General features: G+C 65.9%; 26 protein-coding genes and 1 pseudogene. 14 read left to right on the top strand and 13 right to left on the bottom strand.

Features of this window, described 5'->3' with window-relative positions:
- The 4 genes and pseudogenes from G6R19_RS19725 to G6R19_RS19710 form a co-directional block, all read left to right on the top strand.
- Positions 1–372: pseudogene (locus G6R19_RS19725) on the top strand (hypothetical protein); the annotation flags it as partial.
- A gap of 110 nt (positions 373–482) precedes the next feature.
- Complete coding sequence (locus G6R19_RS19720; RefSeq protein ID WP_163168035.1) at positions 483–1679, top strand: YihY/virulence factor BrkB family protein; 1197 nt, start codon at positions 483–485, stop codon at positions 1677–1679.
- A gap of 362 nt (positions 1680–2041) precedes the next feature.
- The gene (locus G6R19_RS19715; protein ID WP_163168034.1) at positions 2042–2299 is read left to right on the top strand and encodes a hypothetical protein; all 258 of its coding nucleotides are present in this window, start codon (positions 2042–2044) and stop codon (positions 2297–2299) included.
- Positions 2300–2398: 99 nt separating this feature from the next.
- Entirely contained in the window at positions 2399–2575 is a 177-nt protein-coding gene (locus G6R19_RS19710) for a CsbD family protein (protein ID WP_163168033.1), read from the top strand.
- A 106-nt stretch (positions 2576–2681) separates the two neighbouring features.
- Here G6R19_RS19710 and G6R19_RS19705 read toward each other — a convergent pair whose 3' ends face one another.
- Positions 2682–3359: an O-methyltransferase gene (locus G6R19_RS19705; RefSeq protein ID WP_163168032.1), complete on the bottom strand. Its 678-nt coding sequence runs from the start codon at positions 3357–3359 to the stop codon at positions 2682–2684.
- Positions 3360–3431: 72 nt separating this feature from the next.
- Positions 3432–3755 (bottom strand): thiamine-binding protein, encoded by a 324-nt coding sequence (locus tag G6R19_RS19700; RefSeq protein ID WP_163168031.1) that lies wholly within the window; start codon positions 3753–3755, stop codon positions 3432–3434.
- 122 nt (positions 3756–3877) lie between these two features.
- On the opposite strand from G6R19_RS19700, the gene G6R19_RS19695 reads away from it, so the two are divergent.
- Complete coding sequence (locus G6R19_RS19695) at positions 3878–4513, top strand: TetR/AcrR family transcriptional regulator (RefSeq protein ID WP_163168030.1); 636 nt, start codon at positions 3878–3880, stop codon at positions 4511–4513.
- Between the two features lie 107 nt (positions 4514–4620).
- Positions 4621–4902, top strand: coding sequence for a hypothetical protein (locus G6R19_RS19690; RefSeq protein WP_240341979.1), 282 nt, complete (start codon positions 4621–4623; stop codon positions 4900–4902).
- Between the two features lie 59 nt (positions 4903–4961).
- On the opposite strand, the gene G6R19_RS19685 is transcribed toward G6R19_RS19690, so the two are convergent.
- The 6 genes from G6R19_RS19685 to G6R19_RS19660 all read right to left on the bottom strand — a co-directional run bounded on the left by G6R19_RS19685 (position 4962) and on the right by G6R19_RS19660 (position 9452).
- The gene (locus tag G6R19_RS19685) at positions 4962–5222 is read right to left on the bottom strand and encodes a hypothetical protein (protein WP_163168029.1); all 261 of its coding nucleotides are present in this window, start codon (positions 5220–5222) and stop codon (positions 4962–4964) included.
- A 106-nt stretch (positions 5223–5328) separates the two neighbouring features.
- On the bottom strand, positions 5329–5640 hold the full coding sequence (locus G6R19_RS19680) for an AzlD domain-containing protein (protein ID WP_163168028.1): 312 nt from the start codon (positions 5638–5640) through the stop codon (positions 5329–5331).
- Positions 5637–6500 (bottom strand): AzlC family ABC transporter permease, encoded by an 864-nt coding sequence (locus G6R19_RS19675; protein ID WP_240341978.1) that lies wholly within the window; start codon positions 6498–6500, stop codon positions 5637–5639. Before G6R19_RS19675 ends, G6R19_RS19680 begins: the two co-directional genes overlap by 4 nt.
- Positions 6455–6997 (bottom strand): hypothetical protein, encoded by a 543-nt coding sequence (locus G6R19_RS19670; RefSeq protein WP_163168027.1) that lies wholly within the window; start codon positions 6995–6997, stop codon positions 6455–6457. Before G6R19_RS19670 ends, G6R19_RS19675 begins: the two co-directional genes overlap by 46 nt.
- Positions 6998–7108: 111 nt before the next feature.
- Positions 7109–8530 carry a CoA transferase gene (locus G6R19_RS19665; protein ID WP_346010093.1) on the bottom strand — a complete coding sequence of 474 codons (1422 nt, stop codon included), beginning with the start codon at positions 8528–8530 and terminating at the stop codon, positions 7109–7111.
- Positions 8531–8552: 22 nt separating this feature from the next.
- Positions 8553–9452 carry a glycerophosphodiester phosphodiesterase family protein gene (locus G6R19_RS19660; protein ID WP_163168026.1) on the bottom strand — a complete coding sequence of 300 codons (900 nt, stop codon included), beginning with the start codon at positions 9450–9452 and terminating at the stop codon, positions 8553–8555.
- Between the two features lie 49 nt (positions 9453–9501).
- Between G6R19_RS19660 and G6R19_RS19655 the strand changes: the two genes are divergently transcribed.
- Complete coding sequence (locus tag G6R19_RS19655; protein WP_163168025.1) at positions 9502–10857, top strand: DUF445 domain-containing protein; 1356 nt, start codon at positions 9502–9504, stop codon at positions 10855–10857.
- Between the two features lie 10 nt (positions 10858–10867).
- On the opposite strand, the gene G6R19_RS19650 is transcribed toward G6R19_RS19655, so the two are convergent.
- Both G6R19_RS19650 and G6R19_RS19645 read right to left on the bottom strand, forming a co-directional pair.
- Positions 10868–11617, bottom strand: coding sequence for a 5-oxoprolinase subunit PxpA (locus G6R19_RS19650; RefSeq protein WP_163168024.1), 750 nt, complete (start codon positions 11615–11617; stop codon positions 10868–10870).
- Positions 11601–12407: a hypothetical protein gene (locus tag G6R19_RS19645; RefSeq protein WP_163168023.1), complete on the bottom strand. Its 807-nt coding sequence runs from the start codon at positions 12405–12407 to the stop codon at positions 11601–11603. The genes G6R19_RS19650 and G6R19_RS19645 overlap by 17 nt, the downstream gene beginning before the upstream one ends.
- Before the next feature lie 152 nt (positions 12408–12559).
- Here G6R19_RS19645 and G6R19_RS19640 point away from each other — a divergent pair, with 152 nt between their 5' ends.
- Positions 12560–13876 (top strand): MFS transporter, encoded by a 1317-nt coding sequence (locus G6R19_RS19640; RefSeq protein ID WP_163168022.1) that lies wholly within the window; start codon positions 12560–12562, stop codon positions 13874–13876.
- A gap of 70 nt (positions 13877–13946) precedes the next feature.
- Here the strand turns inward: G6R19_RS19640 and G6R19_RS19635 are convergent, their stop codons facing one another.
- From G6R19_RS19635 to G6R19_RS19625, 3 genes are all read right to left on the bottom strand, one after another.
- Complete coding sequence (locus G6R19_RS19635) at positions 13947–16289, bottom strand: glycoside hydrolase family 65 protein (protein ID WP_163168021.1); 2343 nt, start codon at positions 16287–16289, stop codon at positions 13947–13949.
- A 156-nt stretch (positions 16290–16445) separates the two neighbouring features.
- Positions 16446–17195, bottom strand: a complete 750-nt coding sequence (locus G6R19_RS19630; RefSeq protein WP_163168020.1) for an HAD-IA family hydrolase — start codon at positions 17193–17195, stop codon at positions 16446–16448.
- Positions 17196–17615: 420 nt separating this feature from the next.
- Positions 17616–18254, bottom strand: a complete 639-nt coding sequence (locus tag G6R19_RS19625; RefSeq protein ID WP_163168019.1) for a phospholipase — start codon at positions 18252–18254, stop codon at positions 17616–17618.
- 213 nt (positions 18255–18467) lie between these two features.
- On the opposite strand from G6R19_RS19625, the gene G6R19_RS19620 reads away from it, so the two are divergent.
- The 6 genes from G6R19_RS19620 to G6R19_RS19595 all read left to right on the top strand — a co-directional run.
- Positions 18468–18725 carry a DUF6458 family protein gene (locus G6R19_RS19620; protein WP_163168018.1) on the top strand — a complete coding sequence of 86 codons (258 nt, stop codon included), beginning with the start codon at positions 18468–18470 and terminating at the stop codon, positions 18723–18725.
- Between the two features lie 303 nt (positions 18726–19028).
- Entirely contained in the window at positions 19029–19835 is an 807-nt protein-coding gene (locus tag G6R19_RS19615; protein WP_163168017.1) for a DeoR/GlpR family DNA-binding transcription regulator, read from the top strand.
- Positions 19832–20827 (top strand): 1-phosphofructokinase family hexose kinase, encoded by a 996-nt coding sequence (locus G6R19_RS19610; protein WP_163168016.1) that lies wholly within the window; start codon positions 19832–19834, stop codon positions 20825–20827. The genes G6R19_RS19615 and G6R19_RS19610 overlap by 4 nt, the downstream gene beginning before the upstream one ends.
- A 2-nt stretch (positions 20828–20829) precedes the next feature.
- Entirely contained in the window at positions 20830–22905 is a 2076-nt protein-coding gene (locus G6R19_RS19605; RefSeq protein ID WP_163168015.1) for a fructose-specific PTS transporter subunit EIIC, read from the top strand.
- Positions 22906–22968: 63 nt separating this feature from the next.
- On the top strand, positions 22969–23247 hold the full coding sequence (locus G6R19_RS19600; RefSeq protein WP_013599585.1) for an HPr family phosphocarrier protein: 279 nt from the start codon (positions 22969–22971) through the stop codon (positions 23245–23247).
- Between the two features lie 282 nt (positions 23248–23529).
- On the top strand, positions 23530–24177 hold a 648-nt coding region (locus tag G6R19_RS19595; protein ID WP_240341977.1), incomplete at its 3' end, for a transposase.

Raw genomic sequence — 24177 nt, 5'->3', positions numbered from 1 at the left:
CTCTCTGACGCCGGCACCGCACTCTCCCAGGCMCCGGACCAGGTCAAAGCCAGAACCCAGGGCAATCCCCTGGCCGCCGGCCTGATCGCCTTCGGCGCCGGAATGCTCGTCTCGTCCCTGATCCCGGCCAGCCAMAAGGAACGCGAAGCAGCCCAGCAGCTCAAAACCGCCGCCGAGCCCCTCGCCACCCAGGTCACCGACGCCGCCAAGGACATGGTCCAGGACCTGAAGGAACCAGCCCAGGAAGCCATGGACAACGTCAAAGCCACCGCCACCGACGCCGCCCAGAACGTCAAAGCCGAAGGCCAAGGCGCCGTCACCGACGTCAAAGACCGCGCCACCGACGCCAAAACCAACGTCCAAAACACCTGACCCGCCACTAAACGCGGCACCCAGAGGCACGAGCACCACCTGAGAGGCCGGCCCCGCCATCCCGCGGAGCCGGCCTTTCAGTTTTCGCACCCTTATCGAGAGGACACCCCATGGCCACTCATGACGCATCCGAGAGCAGCACAGCCAAAGCAGGCCAGGCACCGGATCCAAACGACTCACGGAAGCCGGACAGCCCCAGGGACTTGGACAAGCCGAACTGGAAGTACATTGCCAAGAAGACCCTGCGGGAATTCAACAAGGACCAGTGCCCGGATCTCGCTGCTGCACTGACGTATTACGCGGTGCTGTCGCTGTTCCCGGCCATCCTGGCACTCGTTTCACTGATCGGCATCTTCGGGGACCCACAGAAAACCACCGATGCCCTGCTCCAGATTGTGCGCGGCTTCGCACCTGCGGAGACTGTCAACACAGTCAGCGGCACGGTATCGGAACTGGCCAACGCTCCGGCCGCAGGATTGACCCTCGTGCTTGGCCTTGCCACCGCCCTCTGGTCTGCTTCCGGGTACGTGGGCGCCTTCGGACGGGCCATGAACCGTGTCTACGAGGTGGACGAGGGGCGGCCGTTCGTCAAGCTGCGCGGCACCATGCTGGTGGTGACCCTCCTGTCGGTAGTGATCATTGCGATCCTGGCCGGCATGCTGGTGCTCAGCGGCCCGGTGGCAGAAGCGGTCGGTGGCCTGATCGGGCTCAGCGGCGCTTTCCTCGCCATCTGGAACATTGCCAAGTGGCCGGTCATGGTGGCACTGATCATCGTGATCATCGCTGTCCTCTACTACGCCACGCCCAACGTCAAGCAGCCCAAGTTCAAGTGGATGAGCCTCGGTTCGGCCATCGCACTTTTTGTCTTCCTGCTGGCGTCGCTCGGCTTTGGCTTCTACGTAGGCAACTTCGGAAACTACAACAAGACCTACGGCGCCCTGGGCGGCGTGATCGTGATGCTGCTGTGGCTGTGGATCCTGAACATGTCCCTACTCTTCGGCGCCGAGTTCGACGCCGAGATGGAGCGGGGCCGCCAGCTCCAGGCAGGTATCGAGGCCGAAGAGACCATCCAGCTGCCGCCGCGTGACACCAAGAAGAGCGAGAAGCTGCAGAAACAGGAGGAAGAGGACATCAAGCACGGACGTGAACTGCGCGAGAAGTACAGTGCGGAGAACGGCAAGGACGGGGATTCCGGGGAAAACGGAGACAACGGCCAGGCCGGTAACCAGGACGCTGGCCAGCCCAGGGAGCCGCATCGTGACCGGGTTCGGAACAAGCTGCGTGACCGTGGCACCGGCCGGGACTGAGCAGTTGGGAGCCGGGACAGCGGCAGGCAGAAGTTAGCAGGCAGCAGCCGTAGTTTCGGGGACTAGGCAGGACCTGCAAGATGGGGGAAAATTGTGGTGGAGGGTCCTGTACAGGTTTCCCAGGCCAACAACAAGGTGGCCCGGGACACAGGCGGGGCCGGCGGTGAGATGGCCTCTTCTGAGACCGAGGCCAGTCCCCCCAGTCGCCGTCGGCCCCCTCGATCCAGTGAAATTCCCGGCGCAACTGGACAAAACGAGCCGTACTGCCATACGTTCGTGATTACCCTGCTGGTTCCCCTGGGATCCGGCAGCGCCGCTGAAGCAGAAACGGCGGCAACACGGTCGACCCCGAATGAGCGAATATGCCTGCTACACATTTTGAAAGTTTTCTTGCCGAAGCAGTTGTCGCAGACAGGGAGCCCGGCCTGGGCCTCCGGCGCGATGAGCTCTACGGGCTTTACACCAGTTGGTGCCTCCTCCACAAGGCACCGCTCGAAGCTCCGGAAGCCCTGTGGGAGGCGCTTCAGTCCCATGGGATCAACCCGGACAGCAACAACTTGTCCATGACGGGCCCCGCCGCCGCCGACTACATTGTGGCCAGCGCGCCGGACCTGGTCTGACAAAACCTATCGAACCTGTTGAAGCTACCTTCCGCTGGTTAGCATTGAACATGGCCAGCGGTTACTGTCCGCAGGCCACCAGCCGAAGGGAGAATCACCATGGGTTTGGATGACAAGATCGACAACGCCGCAGAGAAGATGGGCGGCAAGGCCAAAGAGGCTACCGGTGCGGCCACCAATGACGAAGGCCTTCGCTCCGAAGGCAAGATGGACCAGGCCAAAGCGGACCTGAAACAGGCCGGCGAGAAAGTCAAGGACGCTTTCAGGAAAGACTGAGTCCCCCAAGAAGGGCCTGCTGCGGAACACGCGGCGGGCCCTTCCGCTTTGCCCGATCAGTGGCTGCGCCGGTCCGGTATTGGGCGCCACGTGACTCTCCGCAGCCCTACTTGATCAGCGCGAGAGCGAATCCGTCCCAGCCCTTGGAGCCCACTGTCTGGATGACGGTGGCATCCAGCCTGGGATGGACGCCCAACAGCTTGAGCGCGTCAACAATTCCCTGGGCATTGACGGGATCCATGCCGGGGTCCATGACCGCACCTTCCCAGATGGTGTTGTCCAGCACGATGGTTGTCCCCGGGCGCCCCAGGCGGATGGCCCAGTCCAGATAATGGCTGTTGTTCTCCTTGTCCGCATCAATGAAGATGAAGTCGAAGGGTTCCCGGTCCTCTTCTTCCAGGGCGGCGAGTGTGTCCAGAGCCGGTCCAAGCCGGATCTCCACCTTCTGTCCCAAGCCCGCCGCATCAATGTTGGCCCACGCCACTTCCGCATGCTTGGGGAGGAATTCGCAGGTGACCAAAGTGCCGTCGTCGGGCAGTCCCTGCCCCATCCAGATGGTGCTGAAGCCGGCCAGGGTTCCTATCTCCAGGACGCGGCGCGCACCGGAGAGCTGAACCAGGAGCTTGAGGAGCTTGCCCGCGTTGGGCGCCACCTCGATGGCCGGCATGCCTGCGGCAGCCGCGGATTGCACGGCCCTGAGCACGGCCGGATCAGGATGGACCACGACGTCGGACAGGAACTTCTCAGTGGCAATCCACTCGGGCCGGGGCTTGTGCTCGAACATGGGCACAGTCTGGCATGCGGCAACCTCCGGGTCCAGAGAATGTGCGGCCGACGCCGGAGGGGACGCCCGCGGTCAGGAACCGTCGGAGAGCGCGTCTTCCAAGCGGTCTACTTTGGCGGTCAGCTCACCTGAGTAACCGGGCCGAATGTCGGCCTTGATGACCAGGGAAACCCTGCTGCCGTAGCGGCCCACCGCCTCCGTGGCGCGCTTCACGACGTCGAACACCTCATCCCACTCACCCTCAATAGTGGTGAACATCGAGTCGGTTTTGTTGGGCAGGCCCGACTCCCTGACGATCTTCACGGCGGCGGCAACGGCGTCGTGGACGGAGGCGTCAGCGGGCCGGGAACCTTCGCTGGGAGTACCGGACGGGGCGACAGAAAACGCAAGCAACATGAAGCCCAGTGTGCCACGGCGCCGGGCGATGCCGCAGGCCCGGGCGGCCGGCCCCCTCGTCACATAACCCCCTACCCTTCGGTAACGGTGAAGGCAGCAGGCTCGATTGCTAACCTTTTGGCATGAGCCTCGCAGTCGCCCGCAAGCCCCTCCGCGCCGACGCAGCGCGGAACGTGGACAAGATCATCACGGCGGCGCGCCAATGCTTCCGCGAGTTCGGCCCGGAAGTACCGCTGCAGACCATCGCGGCCACGGCCGGGGTGGGCCCGGCAACCCTCTTCCGGAATTTCTCGGATAAGGAGGAGCTGGTCCTGGCAGCCCTCAACCGGCAGCTGCGGCTCACGGTGGATCCGGTCGTGGACGGCGCCTTGGCCGATATTGACGCTGCCGCGGGACTGCTGCGGGTCATGGAGGCCCTGATGGCCGTCGCCAGTGAAGACGCCAATCTCTTGGGGGCCGTCGCCGGCCGCCGGGAGCTCCTGACAGGCATCACGGGTTCCCTGATGGAGTCGATGAGTGTGCTGCTGGTGCGCGGCCAAGGCCAGGGCAGCCTGCGCGCGGACATCTCCATGACGGACATGTTCCGGCTGCTCGCCATGCTTATAGGAGTCGTGGATACGATGGAACCCGGATCGGACGCCTGGCGCCGTCCGCTGGCCCTGGTGGAGGACGCCATCCGAACGGTCCGGCCCAGCCGCCCGCTTCCCGTTCACGTGCCGCTGCCGGCCGCTTCCGTGGCGGGGCAGCAGCCCCTCTAGCCGCAGGAATCCTGCCAGCAGGGACGCCTGGCCCTCCCCATTGTGGGCCTCCGGCACGTGCAATACACTTCAAGTGGGTTACGCAGCCAGCCTCTGTTTCTCTCCAGATGGAGCCCGCACATGCCACAGTTCCTGCACCTCCGGCCCGCCACGACCCCAGCGCGATGAACAGTTCCCGGCTTCTGCACTACATCAACGACCCGCGCGGCCCCGAGGAACTTCTTCCCACCCTGCCGGCAGAGGAACTCGCAAAACTGTTGGATGCCCTCTTCCAGAACCTAGACACTCCCGAACCCGAGTTCGGTGCCCAGGCCTGGTACGAGATGGCGGTGGAAGAAAGCTCGCGCCGGTCAGCTGCACCTGACGGCGCCGCCCACGGGGTGGCCTAGCCACATTCCGTCCACCACGTGCGGACTCCCCTGATACCGCTCTTGATGTCCTGGCCCATTCAGTTGCTGTCAGCGGCTCCCCTGGCGCGGATCTCCCGGCGCACCAAGGCCTGGAGCGCAGGAACCTGGGAGGCCGGGTCCACGTCCATCGCCCTTTCAAGGCTTTCTGCGAGCGCTTCCAAGTCCTCGGCCGGAACGTCGGAAATAGCGGCAAAACGGGTGAAGAAACGCTTGACGGGCAGCCCCGCGCGTCGCCGAAAGTCCTTGCGTGGACGGGGGCTTCCGGCCCGTGACCCGGGCGCGTGCAGTTGATCTTCCATCGTCGCCGTTCATCAAATCGTTGGGGCCAACTGCATAGCCGCTCCCATAGTACAACTCAGACCCACCGGCAAGGGAAGGGAACGGCGTCACGTTCTTACTCGCGGGTCAGTTCCAGCCCAGCATCCGGAGCAACGCGGCAGTCCCGGCACCCGCCACCACCACCACGAGAAACGGTGCCCTCAGCGCCAGTGCGACTGCAGCTGCTGCGAGCGCACCCAGGCGCGCATCGGCCGCCAAGGTCTGCCCTGACGCTACGGCGTTCACTACTGTCAGGGATGCAAGCAACCCGATAGTCATGGTGCCTGCGACCCGCGACATCCGGGGGTTCTCCAAAAACCTGGCCGGGACGAAGTAGCCCACCAGCTTCCAGGCGTAGGCCAGGGCACAGGCAATCAGCAGCCAAATCCAGAGGTTCATGTCCCGGCCCCCGGGGTGCCGCCCTCGCCGCGCTGGTGGCCATCGTCCGCGCCGTGCTGGCGGTGCCCGCCCTGGTGGTGGTCCGCGCCGCGGTGCTGGTGCTGGTGCTGGTGCTCCCGGTAAGGATCCACGTCCGGCTCAAGTCCTTCATCGCTCCGGCCGTGGCTGAACCAGCCCATCACGGCCGCCACGACGGCGGCCACCAGGATCGGCACTCCGGCAGGAACGAAGGGTACTGCCGCCACCGTGGCCACGGCGCACACCACCGCAATGGCGATCGGTTCACGGCCCTTCAACCGGGGCCAGAGCAGGGCCAGGAAAGCTGCCACCGCTGCGCCGTCCAGTCCCCACTGTTTGGGGTCCCCCAGCCCGCTTCCGGCCAGCGCCCCCACCGCGGTGAACAGGTTCCAGAGCACGTAGATCCCGATGCCGGCTGCCCAAAAGCCGCGGAGCTGCTCTGCGGGGTCGGTCTGGCCGGTGCTGGTGGCCGTGGATTCGTCGATGGTCACCTGGGCGGCCACGTACTTGCGCCACCCCGTGGGGTGCAGCAAGGCGTTCAACTGCATGCCGTAGATGCCGTTGCGCATTCCCAGAAGCGTGGCTGCGCTCATGGCCGCAATGCCCGAGCCGCCTCCACCCACGACGCCGATGAACGCGAACTGCGAGCCGCCACTGAACAGGAGCAGGCTAAGGGCCATTGTCTGCCAGAAGTCCAGCCCGGACGTGACGGACAGTGCGCCAAAGGATATTCCGTACAGGCCGGTGGCCACGCTGATGGAGAGCCCCACGCGCACGGCAGGGGAAGCCAGGAGTTTCACTGCCACGGCCACGAAGCCACCGCAGGCTTCCGAAGGCTCCATGCCCAGACGATCAGCGGCCCCTGTAACGGGAGGCGCAGAGTGTGAACCTTGCGCTGCAGAGGGGTCCCCTGGTTGCTGTAGGCCCGGCGGAGGGCATCGGCATGGCCCGCCAGGAAGACGATGAACATCGCGGTGAGCGCGGTTGCCGCCGCCTTGCGGGTTAGCGGGACAAGAATGCCGACGGCGGCAGCCAGTTCCAGCAGGCCGCTGACGGCGATCCATTCTTCCCTGGTCATCACAGCCAAGGGCCGACGGCGTCCCGGTTCCGGGCCGCCGTCGAAGGCAGCTGTGCTGGTGGCGGGAACACTGCCGCTGGCGGCCGCACCGCCGTCGCGCAGTCCTTGCCGATCTAAATCCGCAAGGCAGAGGTAATCGGGCACTACCTGGCGGAAGAAGCCGGGGTCGCGGAAGTGTTTCATGGCGCTGGCCAGCAGCAGCGCGCTCATAGCTGCAGCGGAAAGGCTCTGGAGGGCCCGGCCGGACCGGGGAAAAGGCATGGCTCCACTCAACCACAAGCGCGGCGGGCCGTTGAAACCGTCCGGCCTGGAGTAAACCCTCAGTCCCAACAAACCCAACCGCCTAGTCAACCCATCAACGCGGGCAAACCGTCAGATCCAGGCGGGAGCAGAACTTCCGTAGCGCGCTGGCGGCGCGGTGTAGTCAAGGGGTCGTCCGGCCACCAGGAGCGGCGGCAGAGCGTAGCGGAGTTCCCCATAAGTGCTGGCCATGGTTGCGAGTTCGGGCTGAGGCAGCGAGCTTGCCATGCCCGCGGAATCCACGGCCGGCAGGGCGAAAAGTTCCTCTGCGGTGCGGACCAGGGACAACCGGGCTCCTCCGCCGAGGCCGGCCTGCCGGCGCCGGGCGAGCAGGGCGATGGCTGCCGCGGCCACACCGTACCCTGTCGCGTGGTCCAGGGCCTGGACAGGGAGCGCACCCGGCCGCCACTCGCCGTCGTGGTTCTCCGTCCCGTAAAGGTGGGCGATTCCGGTGGCCGCCTGGACAATGCTGTCGAAACCGCGCAGGCCACTCCAGGGCCCCATGCTGCCCCAGGCGTCCAGTGAGACCACCGCGAGCTCCGGCCGGGATGCCAGCAGCGCCGCCGGCTCCAGCCCAAAGCGGTCCAGGGAGCCGCGCCGGTAGCCGGTTATCACTACGTCGGCGCTCTCCAGCACCTGTTCCAGCTGGTGTCGGCCCACGGCGGTGGTCAGGTCGGCCTCGGCGCTCCTCTTGTCGAACCCGGTATCCACGAACTGGTCGGTGATTTCGGGCAGTTGCGGCGGATCGATCCGCAGGACGTCGGCGCCCAGCGCCCCGAGCAGCCGGGTGGAGACGGGTCCGGCGATGACGCGGGTCAGGTCCAGCACACGCACTCCCTTGAGCGGGCGGCGCGGGTCTTCAGCCGGGAGCCGCAGGGGGCCCTCGGTACCTGTGGTCTTTCCCTCCGGGAGGGCCCAATCGATCCATGGCCCCGCTGCTGCAGCCTGGCCCATCCCGGACTCCAGCCATTCGCTGCGGCTTCGCACCGCTGCGGCAGCCCCGCCCTGGGATTGGATCGCGGCCTCCGCTTCGAGGGACGTCATCGTGCGGAGGACCGCCGCCACGCTATCGGCCGTGCTGGCTCCCAGCGCCTGCATCAGCCGCTGTTCGTGGTGCGGGTAGTTGGCGTGCAGCCGGATCCAGCCGTCCTGCGTGCGCCGGAAGCCGGACAGCGGGGCGAAGCCCTGGATCTTCCGGCCGTTAATCCGCAGGTGGCCGGAGGAGTCAAAGGCGACGGCCGTCAAGGCCGCCGTGGTGGTAAAGCGTCCCGGCGCTCCGGCCAGGAGGTTCAATACTGCGGCTACGGCCCCAACGGCTCCCAGCGCGAGGCCTTCCACGTCCAGGGGGCCGCCCCACCAGGTTCTGGGACCGGACCAGGGCGGCAGGGCGTCGCCGAGCGCTGGTTCCCCGCCACTGAGCACGGGCGCGGGGGCGACGAATGCTGGCTCGAGATTCCGGAACAGCTGGGGAACGCCGTCGAAAGCCTTGCTCACTTAGCCTGCCTGCCTTGCCTGGTCAGCTTCCCTGCGGCGAAGCCACATGAAGCTGGCCCAGCACGCGGGCCGGCACGTTGGTGGTGATCTCGTGGACGCCGAGGTCCTGGCAAAGGGCCACGTCCTGCTCGGAGTCCACGGTCCACACCCGGAAGCGCCGGCCCTGCTCGAGCCACCGCTGGACAGTTGCCGGATGGCGGCGAACGTAGTCGACGCCTGGACCGGCCAAAGCGGCTTCGCCTGCATCCAGGATCCGCTCACCTTCCAGCTGGGCGGCTTTCATGACATTGGCAATCGCACCGCCGGTGATCAGCCCCAACCCCAATTCCTCGCGAAGCTCACGCACATCCACGTCATCCACCAGTTGGCAGATGTACTCGGCCGGAACCGACCGGAGCAGGCGGCGCACGGATTCCGGACTGAAGCTCATAAAGGTCACCGCCACGTTGTCCAGGGATGAGCTCCCGGCGTCCCAGCCTTCGGCGCGGAGAACCTCCAGGACCCTGTCCTCCAGCTTGAGCTGGTACGGGCTGGGATGCTTCAGTTCGATGGCCAGCCGCACGGGCCGTCCGGCCCCGCGGAGGATCTCCAGCAGCTCGGGAAGGGTGAGGAACTGCTCGGACCGCGCACCGTACGCCTCGGGGATGCGCGCGCCTTTCCACGAAGAAAAATCCAGGCGCCGGAGCTCGCGCAGCGTCCGTTCCGCCGCCGGCCCCGTTCCATCCGAGGTACGGTCCAGGTTGGCGTCGTGCAGGAGGATAACGTGCTGATCGCGGGTGAGGTGGACATCGCACTCCACGCCGTCCGCCCCGTCCGCGAGCGCCTGCAGGTAGGCTGCCCGTGTGTGCTCGGCAAACGCGGCGCTCGAGCCCCGGTGGGCAAAGACCAGGGGCCGCGGCGGCACTGACTCGTCAGTAGTCATGGAGACACGGTAGCCGACCCGCGCCGCACTGCGGGACTAGGCTTGGCACATGCAGGTGAACTCTGAGGCAACTACAAGGGAAGCACGCGCCAACCACACTCTGTCCGCCCCGTCCGCACCGCCCGGCGCGGAGGTGCGTGCCGCCGTCGGCCATAAACTCAGCGCCGGTGACGCCGAAAAGGCGGCTGCGCTGCGGAAAATGAAGCTGGTGGCGCTGGCGCTGCTGGTGGCCATGGCGGTGGTCTTCGTGTTCGCGTTCGCGCTGCAAAAGGAGTATCCGTGGCTCCAGTACGTGCGTGCTGCGGCTGAAGGCGGCATGGTGGGCGCGCTGGCCGACTGGTTCGCCGTCACCGCGCTGTTCAAGTACCCCATGGGCATCAAGATCCCGCACACCGCCATCATTCCGCGCCGGAAGGACCAGATCGGCGCCTCGCTGGGTGAGTTCGTGGAAACCAACTTCCTGTCTGAGCAGGTGGTCCAGGACAAGCTGGCCAGCGTGAACATCGCGCGCAGGGCAGGCGAATGGCTGGCGACGCCAGCAGGCGCCGAGCGGGTGGCCAAGGAGGGCGCCGCCGTTATCCGCGGTGCGTTCAAGGTCCTGAACGACGACGACGTCCAGGCGGTCATCGAAGGCATGGTCCGCAAGCACCTCCTGACTCCGCCGTGGGGACCTCCCGTGGGCAGGATGGCGGAGCGGATTTTCCACGACGGACACCACCACAAGCTGGTGGACCTCCTGGTGGACAGGGCCGCGGACTGGGTCAGTGAAAACCACGAGACGGTCAGCCGGCTGGTATCGGAGCGTTCGCCCACGTGGGTTCCGCAGTTCGTGGACGGGCTCGTGGGCGACAAGGTGTACATCGAATTCCTCAAGTTCGTCCGGGCTGTCCAGGCGGACCAGAACCACCAGGTCCGGCAGTCCATCGACAAGTACCTGAACGACCTGGCGCAGGACCTGCAGCACGACCCCGTGATGATCGCGCGCGCCGAGGACGTCAAGGCCCAGGTCCTGGGTGATCCCGAAGTCCGGGAACTGGCATCCCGGACGTGGGGAACCGTGAAGAACGCCCTGCTGAACGCTGTTGATGACCCGCAAAGCGACCTGACCATCAAGTTCAAGGCAGCGGTCCGCGACTTCGGATCGCGGCTGGTCAACGATCCCGAACTCGCCGGAAAGGTCAACGCCTGGATTGGCGACGCCGCCGGCTACCTGGTGCGGACGTACCGCTCCGACATCGCCGGGGTCATCACGGATACCGTTGCCCGCTGGGATGCCGAGGAAACCTCGCAGAAGATCGAGCTCCAGGTGGGCAAGGACCTGCAGTTCATCCGGATCAACGGCACCGTGGTGGGTTCACTGGCCGGGCTCACGATCTTTACCGTGGCGCACCTGATTTTTGGGTGAGAAGCTACACCTACGCGAAAGACTCCAGCTCTACACCGGCAGCTTCCAGGCCCGCCCTGACGGCTGCAGCCATTTCAACCGCCCCCGGGGTATCGCCGTGGATGCACAGCGAGTCCGGCCGTACCTGCAGCACGGATCCGTCAAGGGCCGCCACCTCGCCCTTGGTGGCCATACGCACAGCCCGCTCCACGATGGAGTCGACGTCGTGTAGCACCGCGCCCTCCTGCGAGCGCGGCACCAGTGTTCCGTCAGCCAGATAGGCGCGGTCCACGAATGCCTCGATAAAGACGGGGTGCCCCGCTTCCTGCGCCTGCTTAAGAAGCTCCGAACCGGGCAGGCCGAGGATGGGCAGGCCAGGATCGTAGGAGTTCACGGCCGCCACCACCGCCGAGGCCTGGTCGGCGTCGCGGACCAGCCGGTTGTACAGCGCCCCGTGCGGCTTCACGTAGTCAACGGAGGCACCCACGGCGTGGGCGACGCCGTCGAGCGCACCCAGCTGGTACAGCACATCGCCGAACAGCTCGTCGAAGGACATGTCCAGCGAACGGCGGCCAAAGCCCGCGAGGTCGCGGTAGCCAACGTGCGCACCGACGGTCACGTCCAGTTCATAGGCGGCACGGCAGCTGTCCAGCATGGTGACGGGGTCGCCGGCGTGGAAACCGCACGCCACATTGGCGCTGGTGACCAGCCGGAACATCGCGGCGTCGTCCCCCATGTTCCAGGAGCCGAATGATTCGCCGAGGTCAGCGTTGAGATCCAAGGTTGTTGCCTTCCAGCGTCAGGTTGTGCGGTGCGGCGGCGTTGAGCTCGCCGGGGATGGTGTCCGGCATGGGACCAAACGCTTCCTTTGCGTTGGACACCACCGCACGCCCCATCATGAGGTTACCGGCTCCGCCCACCACTGCGCCGATGCCGAACGGCAGTGCCCGGCCGAACAGCGCGGTGCCCTGGCGCTTGAGGAGGTTCTTGAGGAAGGCTTTCTGGATCCGGGTCCGGACAGAGCCGAAGCCGGGCACGGGCATGGACTTCGACAGGACGTTGCCCCAGGCCTTGGTGGCGTTAACGCCATTGCCCGCCGCCTGGCCGCTGAGTGTTCCGAGCAGCGCGGTCCCTTCCTCGCCGAGCATGAGGGCCATAACCATGGTGCTGGCCTTTTCCGGGTTGGTGAGGCGGATGCCGTGCAGTTCAGCGAGGGAGGTGGCGTAAAGGGCGGTTGCCTCCAGGAATCCAACGGTCGCGGCGGCCGAGAGGCCAAGGGATGCGACGGTACCGACACCGGGAACGACGGCGGTTGCGCCAACCACTGCACCGCCGCCTGTGACGGCACGAAGGTAGTCACGTTCAAGGATGTCCGCCAGCTGGGCGGCGGTTGCACGGGGGTGCTTGCGCTGCAGCCGGCGGATGTAGGCCAGGACCAGCGGGCGCTGGATCTCCACCGCCCGGAGGAGCATGTTGTGGACGCCCGGCTTCGGTTTGCCGTCTGCGTCGAATACGGCGTTGTGGGCCGTTTCGTGTGCGATTCGTACTGCGGGATTGCTGCGCTTGGCCATGGTCACCTCTGTTGGTCTCGCCGGCCGCGTTGGTTGCGGCCTCTCCTAATACTAAGGTTGCTTAACACTAGGCCACGGCACCCCTGCCAAACCCGAAGTTGGGGGTAGCTGCCCGGCTGTCCGGGTATCCGTCCAAAGCCTAGACTTACCCTATGCCCGCCCCCAAAGCCCTGCGGCCCTTTGCCCATCGTGAGTACCGGGTATTGATTTCGGCGCTGGCCATCTCCATTTTCGGTTCAGGGATGTGGGCCGTCGCGATGGTCTACCAGGTGATCCATCTGGGCGGCGGACCGCTGGAGCTGTCAGTGGTGGCCGCTGCCGGAAGTGTTGGCCTGGTGGCCTTCCTGCTGGCCGGCGGGATCGCCGCCGACCGGATTCCGCAGCGGCGCCTGATTATTGCCGTGGAGGGAGCCAACCTCGCCGTCATCGCCGCCATCAGCGGGCTCGCCATGGCCGGGTGGCTGCAACTCTGGCATCTTGCTGTGGGCGCCTTTGTGCTGGGCGTGGGAGCGGCGTTCTTCTTCCCCGCCTATTCGGCCATCCTGCCGCGCATCCTGCCTGCGGAGGACCTGCTGGCAGCAAACGGGGTGGAGGGTTCCATGCGGCCGGTACTCCAGCAGGCCGCCGGTCCTGCCGTGGCCGGCATCGTTGTGGCCGCCCTCTCGCCGTCGCATGCCGTAACGGCAGTGGCCGTCTGCCACCTCTCGGCCTTCATCGTCCTGAACTTCCTGGGCCAGCACTCGCTGGACGCGCCCGTCAACGGGGCCGAAGACGCTTCCCACCCTGCAGGAGCAGAAGGCGGCAAATCGTCCTTCTTCCAGGACCTGCGCGAGGGTGTCAGCTATACGCTGCGCACCCCGTGGCTGCTGTGGACCCTGCTGTGGGCGTGCATCTCGGTCCTGTTCCTCATTGGGCCCATCGAGGTCCTGCTGCCGTTCGTCGTGCGCGACCAGCTTGGCGGCGACTCCCGCATGTTCGGCTTCCTCCTCGCCGTGATGGGCGTGGGCGCGGCCTTAGGCTCGCTGTTCACGGCATCATTGAGGCTGCCCCGGCGCTATCTCACGGTGATGATGGTGTCCTGGGGCGCGGGCAGCCTGCCACTTGCCGCCGTCGGGCTCATGGACAACTTCTGGGTGATGGCGGCTTCGCTGTTCGTCTGGGGCGCCACCGGAAGCGTGGGCATGGTCATCTGGGGCACGCTGCTGCAGCGGCGCGTCCCGCCCCACCTTTTGGGCCGGGTCTCCAGCCTGGACTTCTTTGTGTCGCTCGCCCTCATGCCAGTGTCCATGGCCCTGGCCGGGCCGGCCGCCGAGGTTCTGCCTATCTGGCTGATCTTCCTGGTGGCCGGCGTTGTGTGCCCCATCATGGCGGTCATCGCCATGATGGTGGCGCGGATGGCCGACGACGAACTGGCCCACCCGCTGGACAGGGCTCCTGTTGTGGAACGTTCGACGGCGGCCGGCGACTAGCTGCCGAACGCGTCAGCAGGCAGGTGTCGGCGAGCGGCCGCAGGTGGCCGCTCGCCGCTGCCCGCGGCGCTCAGTTGTTGGCGCGCACCACGGGGATGCTCGCCGTCGGATGTCCGCTGGGGAACACGGTGGGTTCGGGTTCCGGCACGGGTTCGAGAGCGACCCGCACCGGCTCCGCACCCACGCTGAGCCGCTGGCCGCGGACGTCCACCTCCAGTGCCTCGCCTTCCTCGACCGTCAGGGTGATGGCACCGGCGACGAGCTCAACCAGCAGCAGGCGGCCGCGGATCTTGAGGTGGAAGGTCAGGCCTTCCCATTGAGCAGGCAGCCGGGGGTCGAAGTACGGGACCGGGCCCTGGTCACGGAGGCCGGCGAACCCGCAGACGAGCGAGCTCCACACGCCGCCGGTGGAGGCGATATGCACACCGTCGATGGTGTTGCCGTGCGTATCGTCCAAGTCGATGAACACAGCATTGGTGAAGTGCTCAAGGGCTTCGCGGGAGTACCCCACCTCGGCAGCCATGATGCCCTGGACGCAGGCGGAAAGTGTCGAGTCGCCCGTTGTCAGCGGATCGTAGAAGTCGAAGGCACGCTGCTTTTCCTCTGCCGTGAAATCCTGCCACTGCAGGAACATCGCCAGGACGGTGTCCGCCTGCTTCAGGACCTGGTGGCGGTAGATCACCAGCGGGTGGAAGTGCAGCAGCAGGGGGTACTTGGACCGGGGCGTGGTCCAGTCCCAGGGCTCCAGGGTCATGAAGTCGTTGTCCTGCGAATGGACCTGCATGCGGTCGTCAAACGGCAACTGCATGCGGTTCGCCGCTGCCTCCCACAGCTGCCGCTCTTCCAGGCTGATCTCTGCATGTTCCAAGGCAGCAGCAGCACGCAGGTTGAAGCGCGCCATGACGTTTGTGTAAAGGTTGTCGTTGACCACGGCCGTGTATTCATCCGGCCCGGTGACCCCGTGGATGTGGAAGAGCCCGTCCTTGCCGAAGAAGCCCAGCGAGATCCACATGCGTGCGGTCTCAATGAGCAATTCAGCGCCCATCCCGTCACCGAATGCGGTGTCCCCCGTGGCCCAGACGTACCGGTTGGTGGCAAAGGCGATGGCGGCGGCAATGTGGAACTGGGCGGTACCGGCGGCATAGTAGGCGCTGGCCTCGAGTCCGTTGATGGTGCGCCACGGGAAAAGCGCGCCGTCCACGCTGAGTTCCTTGGCGCGGATCTTGGCCTCGGGGAGGATCGCGTGGCGGTACTCCAGGACCTGGCGGGCGCCGTCCGGGTTGGTGTAGGTCAAGTACGGCAGGAGGTAGACCTCCTGGTCCCAGAAATAGTGGCCCTCGTAGCCTGAACCCGTAACTCCCTTCGCAGGAATCCCGGCAACATCCGCACGGGCCGTTGCCTGCGCAAGCTGGAACAGGTTCCACCTGATGGCCTGCTGCAATTCGGGCTGGCCGGCCACCACGATGTCCGCGGTGGCCCAATAGTCCCGATAGTGCGCTTCGCTTTCGGCGAAGATGTCCTGGACCGGGCGCAGGTTTCCCTCTGCTACGCCGGCGGCGTCAATTGCGGGGTCCTGGACGGCGGGGCCAGCCGCGTAGCTGACGCTCTTTTCCAGGCGGAACGGCTCGTCGGCACTGACGGCGAGGACGTAGCGGACGCTGCTGTCATCCTGGTCCACCAGGGTGTCGAACGGTTGATGCCCCGCGGACGTCCAGTGATCCACCGCGACGCCGATCCGTTGCTTGGATTCGGCAGCCTCCCAGGCAAGCCGGAGGGACCCGTCCCCGCCATCCAGCCGCACGGGCAGCAGCACGCGTCCGGCGTGGCGGCCCGCCCGGCGCGGATCGTGGGCGGAATGGTCTTCCACCGGCTGGTCCTGGCGGTTGATCACTGAGGAGGTGACGTCCAGGGAAACGTCGCGGTCCGTGGCCACTTCCAGGGAGATGCCAAGCGTTCCCCGGGAAGCGAATCCGACGGCGCGCCGCTCGGTGGTGGTGACGGCGGCGCCGGAGCGGCACTGCCAGGTGATCCGGCATTCGTAGACGCCTTTGGAAAAATCAACGGAGCGCCGGTAGTCCAGCACCTCGGATTCGGCCAGGCTGAGGGCCTCGCCGTCGACACTAACGGTGAAGTTGTTGGCGTCCGGGATGTACAGGATGCGCTGGCCGGTGCGGGCGAAGCCGAAGGCGTTTTCGGCATGCTTGATGTCCCAGATCTCGTGCAGGCCATTGATGAAGCTGCCCGGCAAATCAGAATCCGCTGCCGCCCAGTGGGCGCCACGGATCCCCAGGTGCCCGTTACCTAGGGCGAAGAGTGTTTCCAGCGTCCCTTCGCGGCCCTGTTCGTGGCGTGTTTCCACGAGCTGCCAGGGTGTGTTCGGGAACCTTTCGCGGTCCGCGGAGATCAGAGCCATGATGTTGGGGTCCTTGTGCTGTGGCGGTGCTGCCGGGTGGGCCGGGCAGGCGTGCCGATGGGGATTGTGGCAGCTGGGGGTGCTGCTTATTGCTTGCGTAGGTGGTTCGTTGTGTTCCGGTGGCGGGATTGGGGGACGCCACCCGGTACGGTGCGGCTAGAGGAGCTCGTCGAGGTCAGTGACCACTACGGTGGCCCCGGCCTCGAGAAGCGTCTGCCGTCCGGCGCCGCGGTCCACTCCGACAACAGAGTGGAATGTGCCGGCGTTTCCGGCCTGTACACCGGAGACTGCGTCCTCGACCACCACGCATTCCAGGGAAGGCAGGTCCAGCAGGCGGGCGGCGTAGTGGTAGGTGGCGGGGCTGGGTTTGCCGGGCAGGCCTTCCCTGGCTGCCACCACGCCGTCCACCACCACCTCGAAGTGGCGGCTGAGTCCGGCGGCCGCCAGGACAGCGGGAGCGTTGCGGGAGGAAGAGACGACGGCGACCTTCAGTCCGCGGTCCAGCGCGGCCTGGAGGAACCGCACGGAGCCCTCGAAGGGCTCGACGCCGGCGCTGACGATGTCGTTGAAGATCCGGTTCTTCCGGTTGCCCAGGCCCTGCACCGTGATGTTGGCGGGGTCATCGTCGGTGGGCCCTTCCGGAAGCACGATCCCGCGCGAGGCCAGGAAGTCCCGGACGCCATCGAAGCGCGGCTTACCGTCAATGTGGTCGAAGTAGTCGCTTTCGCTGTAGCCGGCGACCCGCGGCTGCGATGCGAGGTAGCCTTCGAACAGTTCCTGCCACGCCCGCTCATGGACGGTGGCCGTGGGGGTCAGCACCCCGTCCAGGTCGAAGAGGATGGCAGAGGCGCCGGTCCAGGCAGAGAGTTCGGCGCTTGCTTGTTCTGTAGCCATGTTTTCAGTCATCAGCGGTGGGTTGTCCTTTCAGGACGCGGGCAGCCTCGAAGGCGGGATGCTTTGGGAGTGTGGAGGCCTCGATGCCCGGACGATCCGCAGGAGCGGCAGGCGACTGCCGGCATAGACATTGCCGGGGCCCATAAGCTAGCTGATCGTTGTATTCCATCATGAACGTGAAATGCGCCATTGCACAAACCGTTGGAGCATTCAACTGGGACCGCGAAAGTCACGGCAGCTGGCCGTTTGGGGCCACAGTAAACCGTCCGCACCGCGTTGATCTCCTTGTCCGCCCAGTTCAGGGCCGCAATAACAGCCGAAGACGAGTGTAAGCGCTTACAAATTTGGCTGGCAACTGTTTTTTCGTTCGGTCAGACTGTGACACGCTTCACGACCAAGCATGGCCGGCGCGCTAAGTCCAACCCAGCCTGCCTACGCTCCAACGGCCGCTTTAGGCCTCAGCACGTAATGGCGCAGGAAGGCACTCACGTCCACCATCTCCGTCTTAGACATTGCATGCCCCATGCCGGGGTAGGTCCGGGCGGTGAGGAGGGTGTTGTTCCGGAGCCACTCCTCGGTGTATGCGATGGCGTCTTCGTTGATGACCAGGTCCGCCTTGTCCCGCCCCCAGAAAAAAGGCGGTTTGGTATCAAAGGATTCGGTGAGGGACAGCAGCTCATTTTCGAGCACAAAACCCGAAAGCCCCACCACGGCCACATAGTCCTTGGGGTGGAGGCGCAGCAGGGTGCTGGCCATCGCCATGCCCTGTGAGTAACCGAGCAGGCTGACGCTGCTGTGCTGGCCCTTGACGCTGTTGATCCATGCCTGGACGGCACTGGAGGCTTTGATGACATCGGCGAAGTCATTGGCCAGGAAGTAGTCCAGCAGGAACCAGCCAAAGTGGTCGCCGATGGGCATCGGGGCCCGCAGGGCCGCGCAGGTAAATTCCGCCGGCAGGTACTCAAAGAGCCTGACCATGCGCGACTCGTCCGTGCCATAGCCGTGCATCATCACCAGCAACGGAGTACCCGCCCGCTCGTCCTCCGGCTTGGACCACACAACTGTTTCCATCAAATCAGCCTAACGAGGCAGGTTAGGAACCAGCCGCAACCGGAACCCCTAATCACTTGCGTCACACCTGTCCCGCCTCACGCCACCACAACTACCCCACCCCAGTCATTGAATACCGCAACTTGGGGCTGTAGCGTGACGCTTAACGGGAAGCATGCTTAGCAACCCTCAGCGGGCCATGAACACGCCCACAGCCACCACAAGGAGCACGTCATGAGAATCGGATCCTCCATCTTCCTCATCGCCCTCGGCGCCATCCTCGCGTGGGCGGTCGCTCCAGGCCTGATACCCGCCGTCGACCAGGTGCTGGTCGGTTACATCCTGATGGCCGTCGGCTTGATCGGCCTCATCGCCTCCCTCATACTCGCGTCCCCCGGCCGCAGCCGGCGCGTCAGCGAGAGCCGCTCGGTGGTGGACCCCAACACCGGAGAGCGCATCACCCGGAATGAAAGCCGCGATGGCGGACTGTAGCCGGGCAGAAAGAAGCATCGTGACCCGCTAAAGCCGGGCCGGACCATTGCGGTCCGGCCCGGCTTTTTGGTCCCCCGGCGTTCTTGGCCAGCCGCAGGGCCGGAACGGCGGGACGCTGCAGGAGGCCTGAAACCTCAAAGCATTTTGTTTCATGTGGATTTCCATTGACAAACCAACACAAGCAAAGATAAAGTCAAGTAACTCAACATCATGTGATGCCAGTCACGCAGCAGCGGACGCTCCCATCATCAAAAGCAGCACCATCAACAGCCGATAGATCAAGCCTTACGCAACGGAGGGTACGTGTTCGCCGAGGAGCGCCAGCAGAAGATCGCCGAGCTTGTTGCCGGCACCGGCCGGGTCAGCGTGACCCTCCTTGCCGAGCGCTTCCGCATCACCACCGAAACGGTCCGCCGGGACCTTGCCACCCTGGAAAACGCCGGCACCGTCCGGCGCGTGCACGGCGGGGCCGTGGCGGCAGACCGATTCAGCACCACGGAGGAAAGCGTCAACGAGCGGGCCATCCAGCGGCCCGATCAAAAGATCCGGATCGCCGAGGCTGCCCTGGCATTGATCCCCCGCAACTCCCCCGGGAGCGTCCTCATCGACGGCGGCACCACCACCGAAGTGCTGGCGGACCTGCTTTCCCGGCGCACCGCCGTCGAGCGCGCTGACGGCGCAGAACCGCGGGCGGAACTGGTGGCCATCACCCATGCGGTCCCCATCGCCGGCAAGCTTTCGAGCGTTCCGGGCATCGCCCTGGAGATCCTGGGCGGCCGGGTGCGCGGCATCACGCAGGTTGCCGTGGGCCAGGCAACGGTAGAGGCCGCCGGCAGGCTCCGGCCGGACATCGCGTTTATCGGCACCAACGGCATCCACCCGGAATTCGGCCTCAGCACTCCCGATCCCGAAGAAGCGGCCGTCAAGGCAGCTTTTGTCCGTTCGGCCCGCCGCATTGTGGTGTTGGCCGATTCCTCCAAGCTGGACACGGAAACCCTGGTCCAGTTCGCCTCCCTGAAAGATCTGGACACCTTGATTACAGACAGCGAACCCGGCCCGGAACTTGCAGCCGCCCTGGAAGAAGCCGGCGTAGATGTGGTGATCGCATGATCGTCACCTTCACGGCCAACCCCAGCCTCGACCGCACCGTGGCGCTCCCCGGCCCCCTCGAACGGGGCGAAGTGCAGCGGGCGGTCTCCGTCAGCCAGGAATCCGGCGGCAAGGGCGTCAACGTCTCCCGCGCGCTGGTGGCCTCCGGCCTTGAATCCGTGGCCGTCCTGCCCGGCGCGGACAGCGACCCCGTCCTGGCCGGCCTGCGCGAAAGCGGAGTCCCCTTCGTTTCCCTCCCCATCAATGAGCCGCTCCGCACCAACGTGGCGCTCACTGAGCCCGGCGGAGTGACCACCAAGATCAACGAGCCCGGACCGCTGCTCGACGCCGACCAGCAGGAAGCCCTGATGAAGCTGCTGCTCGAGAGCTCCCGCGGTGCGAGCTGGGTGGTCCTTGCCGGCTCGCTTCCGCCGGGATTCCCGGCAGACTTCTACGCCACCGTGGCGCGCCGGCTCCGCTCTGCGGGAAACGGAAACGCCCCGCAGATCGCCGTGGACTCCTCCGGCGCCCCTCTTGCCGCCGCCGTCTCCAGCGACGAGGCAGGCGATGGTTCGGGAAAACCGGACCTCCTTAAACCCAACGCCGAAGAACTGGCGGAACTGGCTGCTGCAGCCGGCTTCGCCTCCCCGGCCACCGCTGACGAACTGGAAGCGGACCCGGCTGCTGCCGCAGCAGCAGCCGCCGCCGTCGTACGTTCCGGTGTGGGTGCTGTGCTGGCAACTCTCGGATCCAAGGGAGCTGTCCTGGTAACGGCCGACGGCGCGTGGCTGGCCACGCACCCGCCGGTCGCCGCGGTCAGTACGGTCGGTGCGGGCGATTCAGCCCTGGCCGGCTACCTGCTCGCCCACGGCCAGGGCGCCGCCCCGGCCGATTGCCTTCGTCAGGCCGTGGCCCATGGTGCCGCTGCCGCCTCCCTGCCCGGTTCCACAGTTCCGGCAGTTCACCAAACCACCCCGGATGCCGTAACCATCACGGCCCTTCGAAAGGATTGACAGTGACCCAGCTCATCACCACGGAACTGGTCGAGCTCGACCAGAACCTGGGCAACGCGCCCGAGGCGGTGATCCGGCACCTGGCAAGCAAGGTAGCTGCCGCCGGACGCGCAACAGAAGTTGAAGGCCTCTTCGCCGATGCCTACGCCCGCGAGCAGAAAACCGCCACGGGCATCCCTGGCGGGATTGCCATCCCGCACTGCCGCTCCGCCGCAGTAACGGAACCTACCCTGGCCATGGCCCGCCTCAACCCCAAGGTGGACTTCGGCGCCAAGGACGGCCCGGCGGACCTGATCTTCTTCATCGCAGCCCCGGACGGCGCGGACCAGGAGCACCTCAAGCTGCTGTCCAAGCTCGCCCGGTCCCTGATCAAGAAGGACTTCACGGCCGCCCTGCGCAACGCTTCTTCCCGCGAGGAGATCGTGGAACTGGTGGACGGCGCACTCGCTGACAAGCCGGCCGCCCATGCAGCCGCAGCCCCGGCAGGTGCAGCCGCTTCTGCGGGCGGTACCCTGAACTCTTCCGGGCAGTCCGGGGCCTCCGCAGTAGCCGGGGCAGGTTCAGACGGCTCCGCCGCCCGGGGACCCAAGCGCCTTGTCGCCGTAACAGCATGCCCCACCGGCATCGCCCACACCTACATGGCAGCCGACTCCCTCGTCGCAGCGGCCCAGGAAGCCGGCGTTGACCTGCAGGTGGAAACCCAGGGTTCCTCCGGCGCCAAGCCGCTGGACCCCGCCGTTATCGCCGCGGCCGACGCCGTCATCTTTGCGGTGGACGTGGACGTGCGCGGCAAGGAACGCTTTGCCGGCAAGCCGGTCATCAACGCTCCGGTCAAGCGCGGCATCGACGAGCCCGCCAAGATGGTCCAGGAAGCACTGGCCGCCGCGGACAATCCGCACGCCCGCCGCGTCCCGCACTTCGGTGCCGAAGAGCAGGCCGAGCACGACGCCGAGGAAAAGGGCGAGCACATCGGCCAGAAGCTGAAGCGCGCACTCCTCACCGGCGTCAGCTACATGATTCCGTTTGTTGCCGGCGGCGGCCTGCTGATCGCCCTCGGCTTCCTGCTGGGTGGCTACGACATCACGGAAGTTGCGGACAAGGTGGTTGTGGAGAACAACTTCGGCAACCTTCCTGAGGGCGGGCTGACCACCTACCTCGGCGCAGTGCTGTTCAAGATCGGCGCCCTGTCCATGGGATTCCTGGTCCCTGCACTCGCCGGCTACATCGCCTACGCCATTGCCGACCGGCCGGGCATTGCACCCGGTTTCGTTGCCGGTGCAGTCTCCGGGTTCATGGGCGCCGGCTTCCTCGGCGGCATCGTCGGCGGCCTGCTCGCCGGCTACATGGCTCACCTGATCGGCACGTGGCAGGTTCCGCGGTGGCTCCGCGGCCTGATGCCCGTGGTGATCATCCCGCTGCTCGCTTCCATCTTCGCCTCAGGCCTGATGTTCCTGGTCCTCGGCGGCCCCATCGCCGGCCTGACGCTGGCCCTCAACGGCTGGCTGTCCGGGATGACCGGTGCGTCCGCGGTCGTCCTCGGGATCATCCTCGGCCTGATGATGTGCTTCGACCTGGGCGGTCCGGTCAACAAGGTGGCTTACGCCTTTGCAGTCGCCGGCCTGAGCGCCGGCAGCGCCGACAACCAGGCCCCGTGGCAGATCATGGCAACCGTTATGGCAGCGGGCATGGTCCCGCCGCTGGCAATGGCTTTGGCCACGGTCCTGGACAAGAAGCTCTTCAGCCTGGCCGAGCGTGAAAACGGCAAGGCAGCCTGGCTGCTGGGTGCGTCCTTCATCTCCGAAGGCGCCATCCCCTTCGCCGCCGCCGACCCGCTGCGCGTCATTCCCGCCAGCATGGTGGGCGGAGCCCTCACCGGCGCCCTGTGCATGGCTTTCAACGTCACGTCGCAGGCACCCCACGGTGGCCTATTCGTCTTCTTCGCCATCGGCAACCTGCTGATGTTCGTGATCTCGATCATCGCCGGAACCATTGTCAGCGCACTGGCCGTGGTGGCGCTGAAGCGTTGGGCTGCCCCCAAGAGCGCTGCTACGGTGGAGACCGTTCCAGCAACGGTCTAACCTGCCTCACCCACTACCTGTCCGGGGCTGAACGCCAGCCGCCCGGAAGACAAAGGAGCAAAAATGCCAGAACGCACAGCAACCGTCGCCAGCCGCGTGGGCCTGCACGCCCGCCCCGCCGCCATCTTTGCCGAGGCAGCAGGAGAATACGACCTGGACATCACCATCGCCCGCGAAGGCGAACCGGCCGATGAGGCCATGGATGCGGCCAGCATCCTCTCCCTCATGAGCCTGGGCGCCTCACACGGGGACGTGGTAGTCCTCCGCGCCGAAGGCGACGGCGCTGACACCGCCCTGGACCACCTGGTCCAGATCCTCGAAACGGATCACGACGCCGAGTAGCAGCACCGCAGCTAAGCAGCGGCCGCCGTCGGACTTTCCCTCCCTGGGGGAAGCCCGACGGCGGCTGTTGCGTTTAAGCGCTCCCCCCTCCTACCCAACTAGGTAGCCTTTGTGTCCCTTGCGGGGCGCCCGTTCCGGGCTGAAAATGTGCGTGTGGTCGCCTGTCGAAGCCGTGGTTCTTTGGTTCCTTGAGGCCGTTAGGTAGCCAGGTGTTGGGGATCATGACGTGAGCCCTTTACTGTTTCCGTTGTTGAGAACGAGGACTAGATTTTCCTTTCCCTCGTGATTCCCCAGGCGGCCGCTGTTATGTTCGGCGGGCGCGTTCGGGAGGAGATGACGGAGTCCATGCTGGCTGAGTCCCAAGATGAGGAAGAGATTATTGCCAGGGTCGCTGCACTGGATATCGGCAAGGCCGAGCTGGTGTGCTGCGTTCGGATTCCCGCAGAGGGAAACCGGAAGAAACGCTTGCAGGAAGTGAGCACGCACTCGACCATGACACGTTCGCTGGGAGAGCTGGCGAACCGTCTGGTCGGGCTTGGTATCGAGCGGGTGGTGATGGAGGCGACCGGCGACTATTGGAAGCCGGTGTTCTATCTCCTCGAGGCCCACGGGCTTCAGCCGTGGCTGGTGAACGCCCGGGATGTCAGGCACCTTCCCGGACGGCCCAAGACCGACGTGCTGGATGCGGTCTGGTTGTGCAAGGTCGCTGAACGGCAGATGCTCCGGCCCAGCTTCGTCCCGCCCGTGGAGATTCGCCGGCTGCGGGACCTGACCCGCTACCGGATCGATCTGGTCGGGGAACGCACCGCGGAGAAGAACCGGGTCGAGAAACTCCTCGAGGACGCCTGCATCAAACTTTCGGTCGTCGCGTCGGATATCTTCGGGGTGTCCGGGCGGGACATGATGGCTGCGTTGATCGCGGGTGAACGC

The sequence above is a fragment of the Arthrobacter sp. Alg241-R88 genome, from assembly GCF_900537115.1.
Classification (GTDB): domain Bacteria; phylum Actinomycetota; class Actinomycetes; order Actinomycetales; family Micrococcaceae; genus Arthrobacter.
This window is presented reverse-complemented; position numbering and strand designations above follow the sequence as displayed.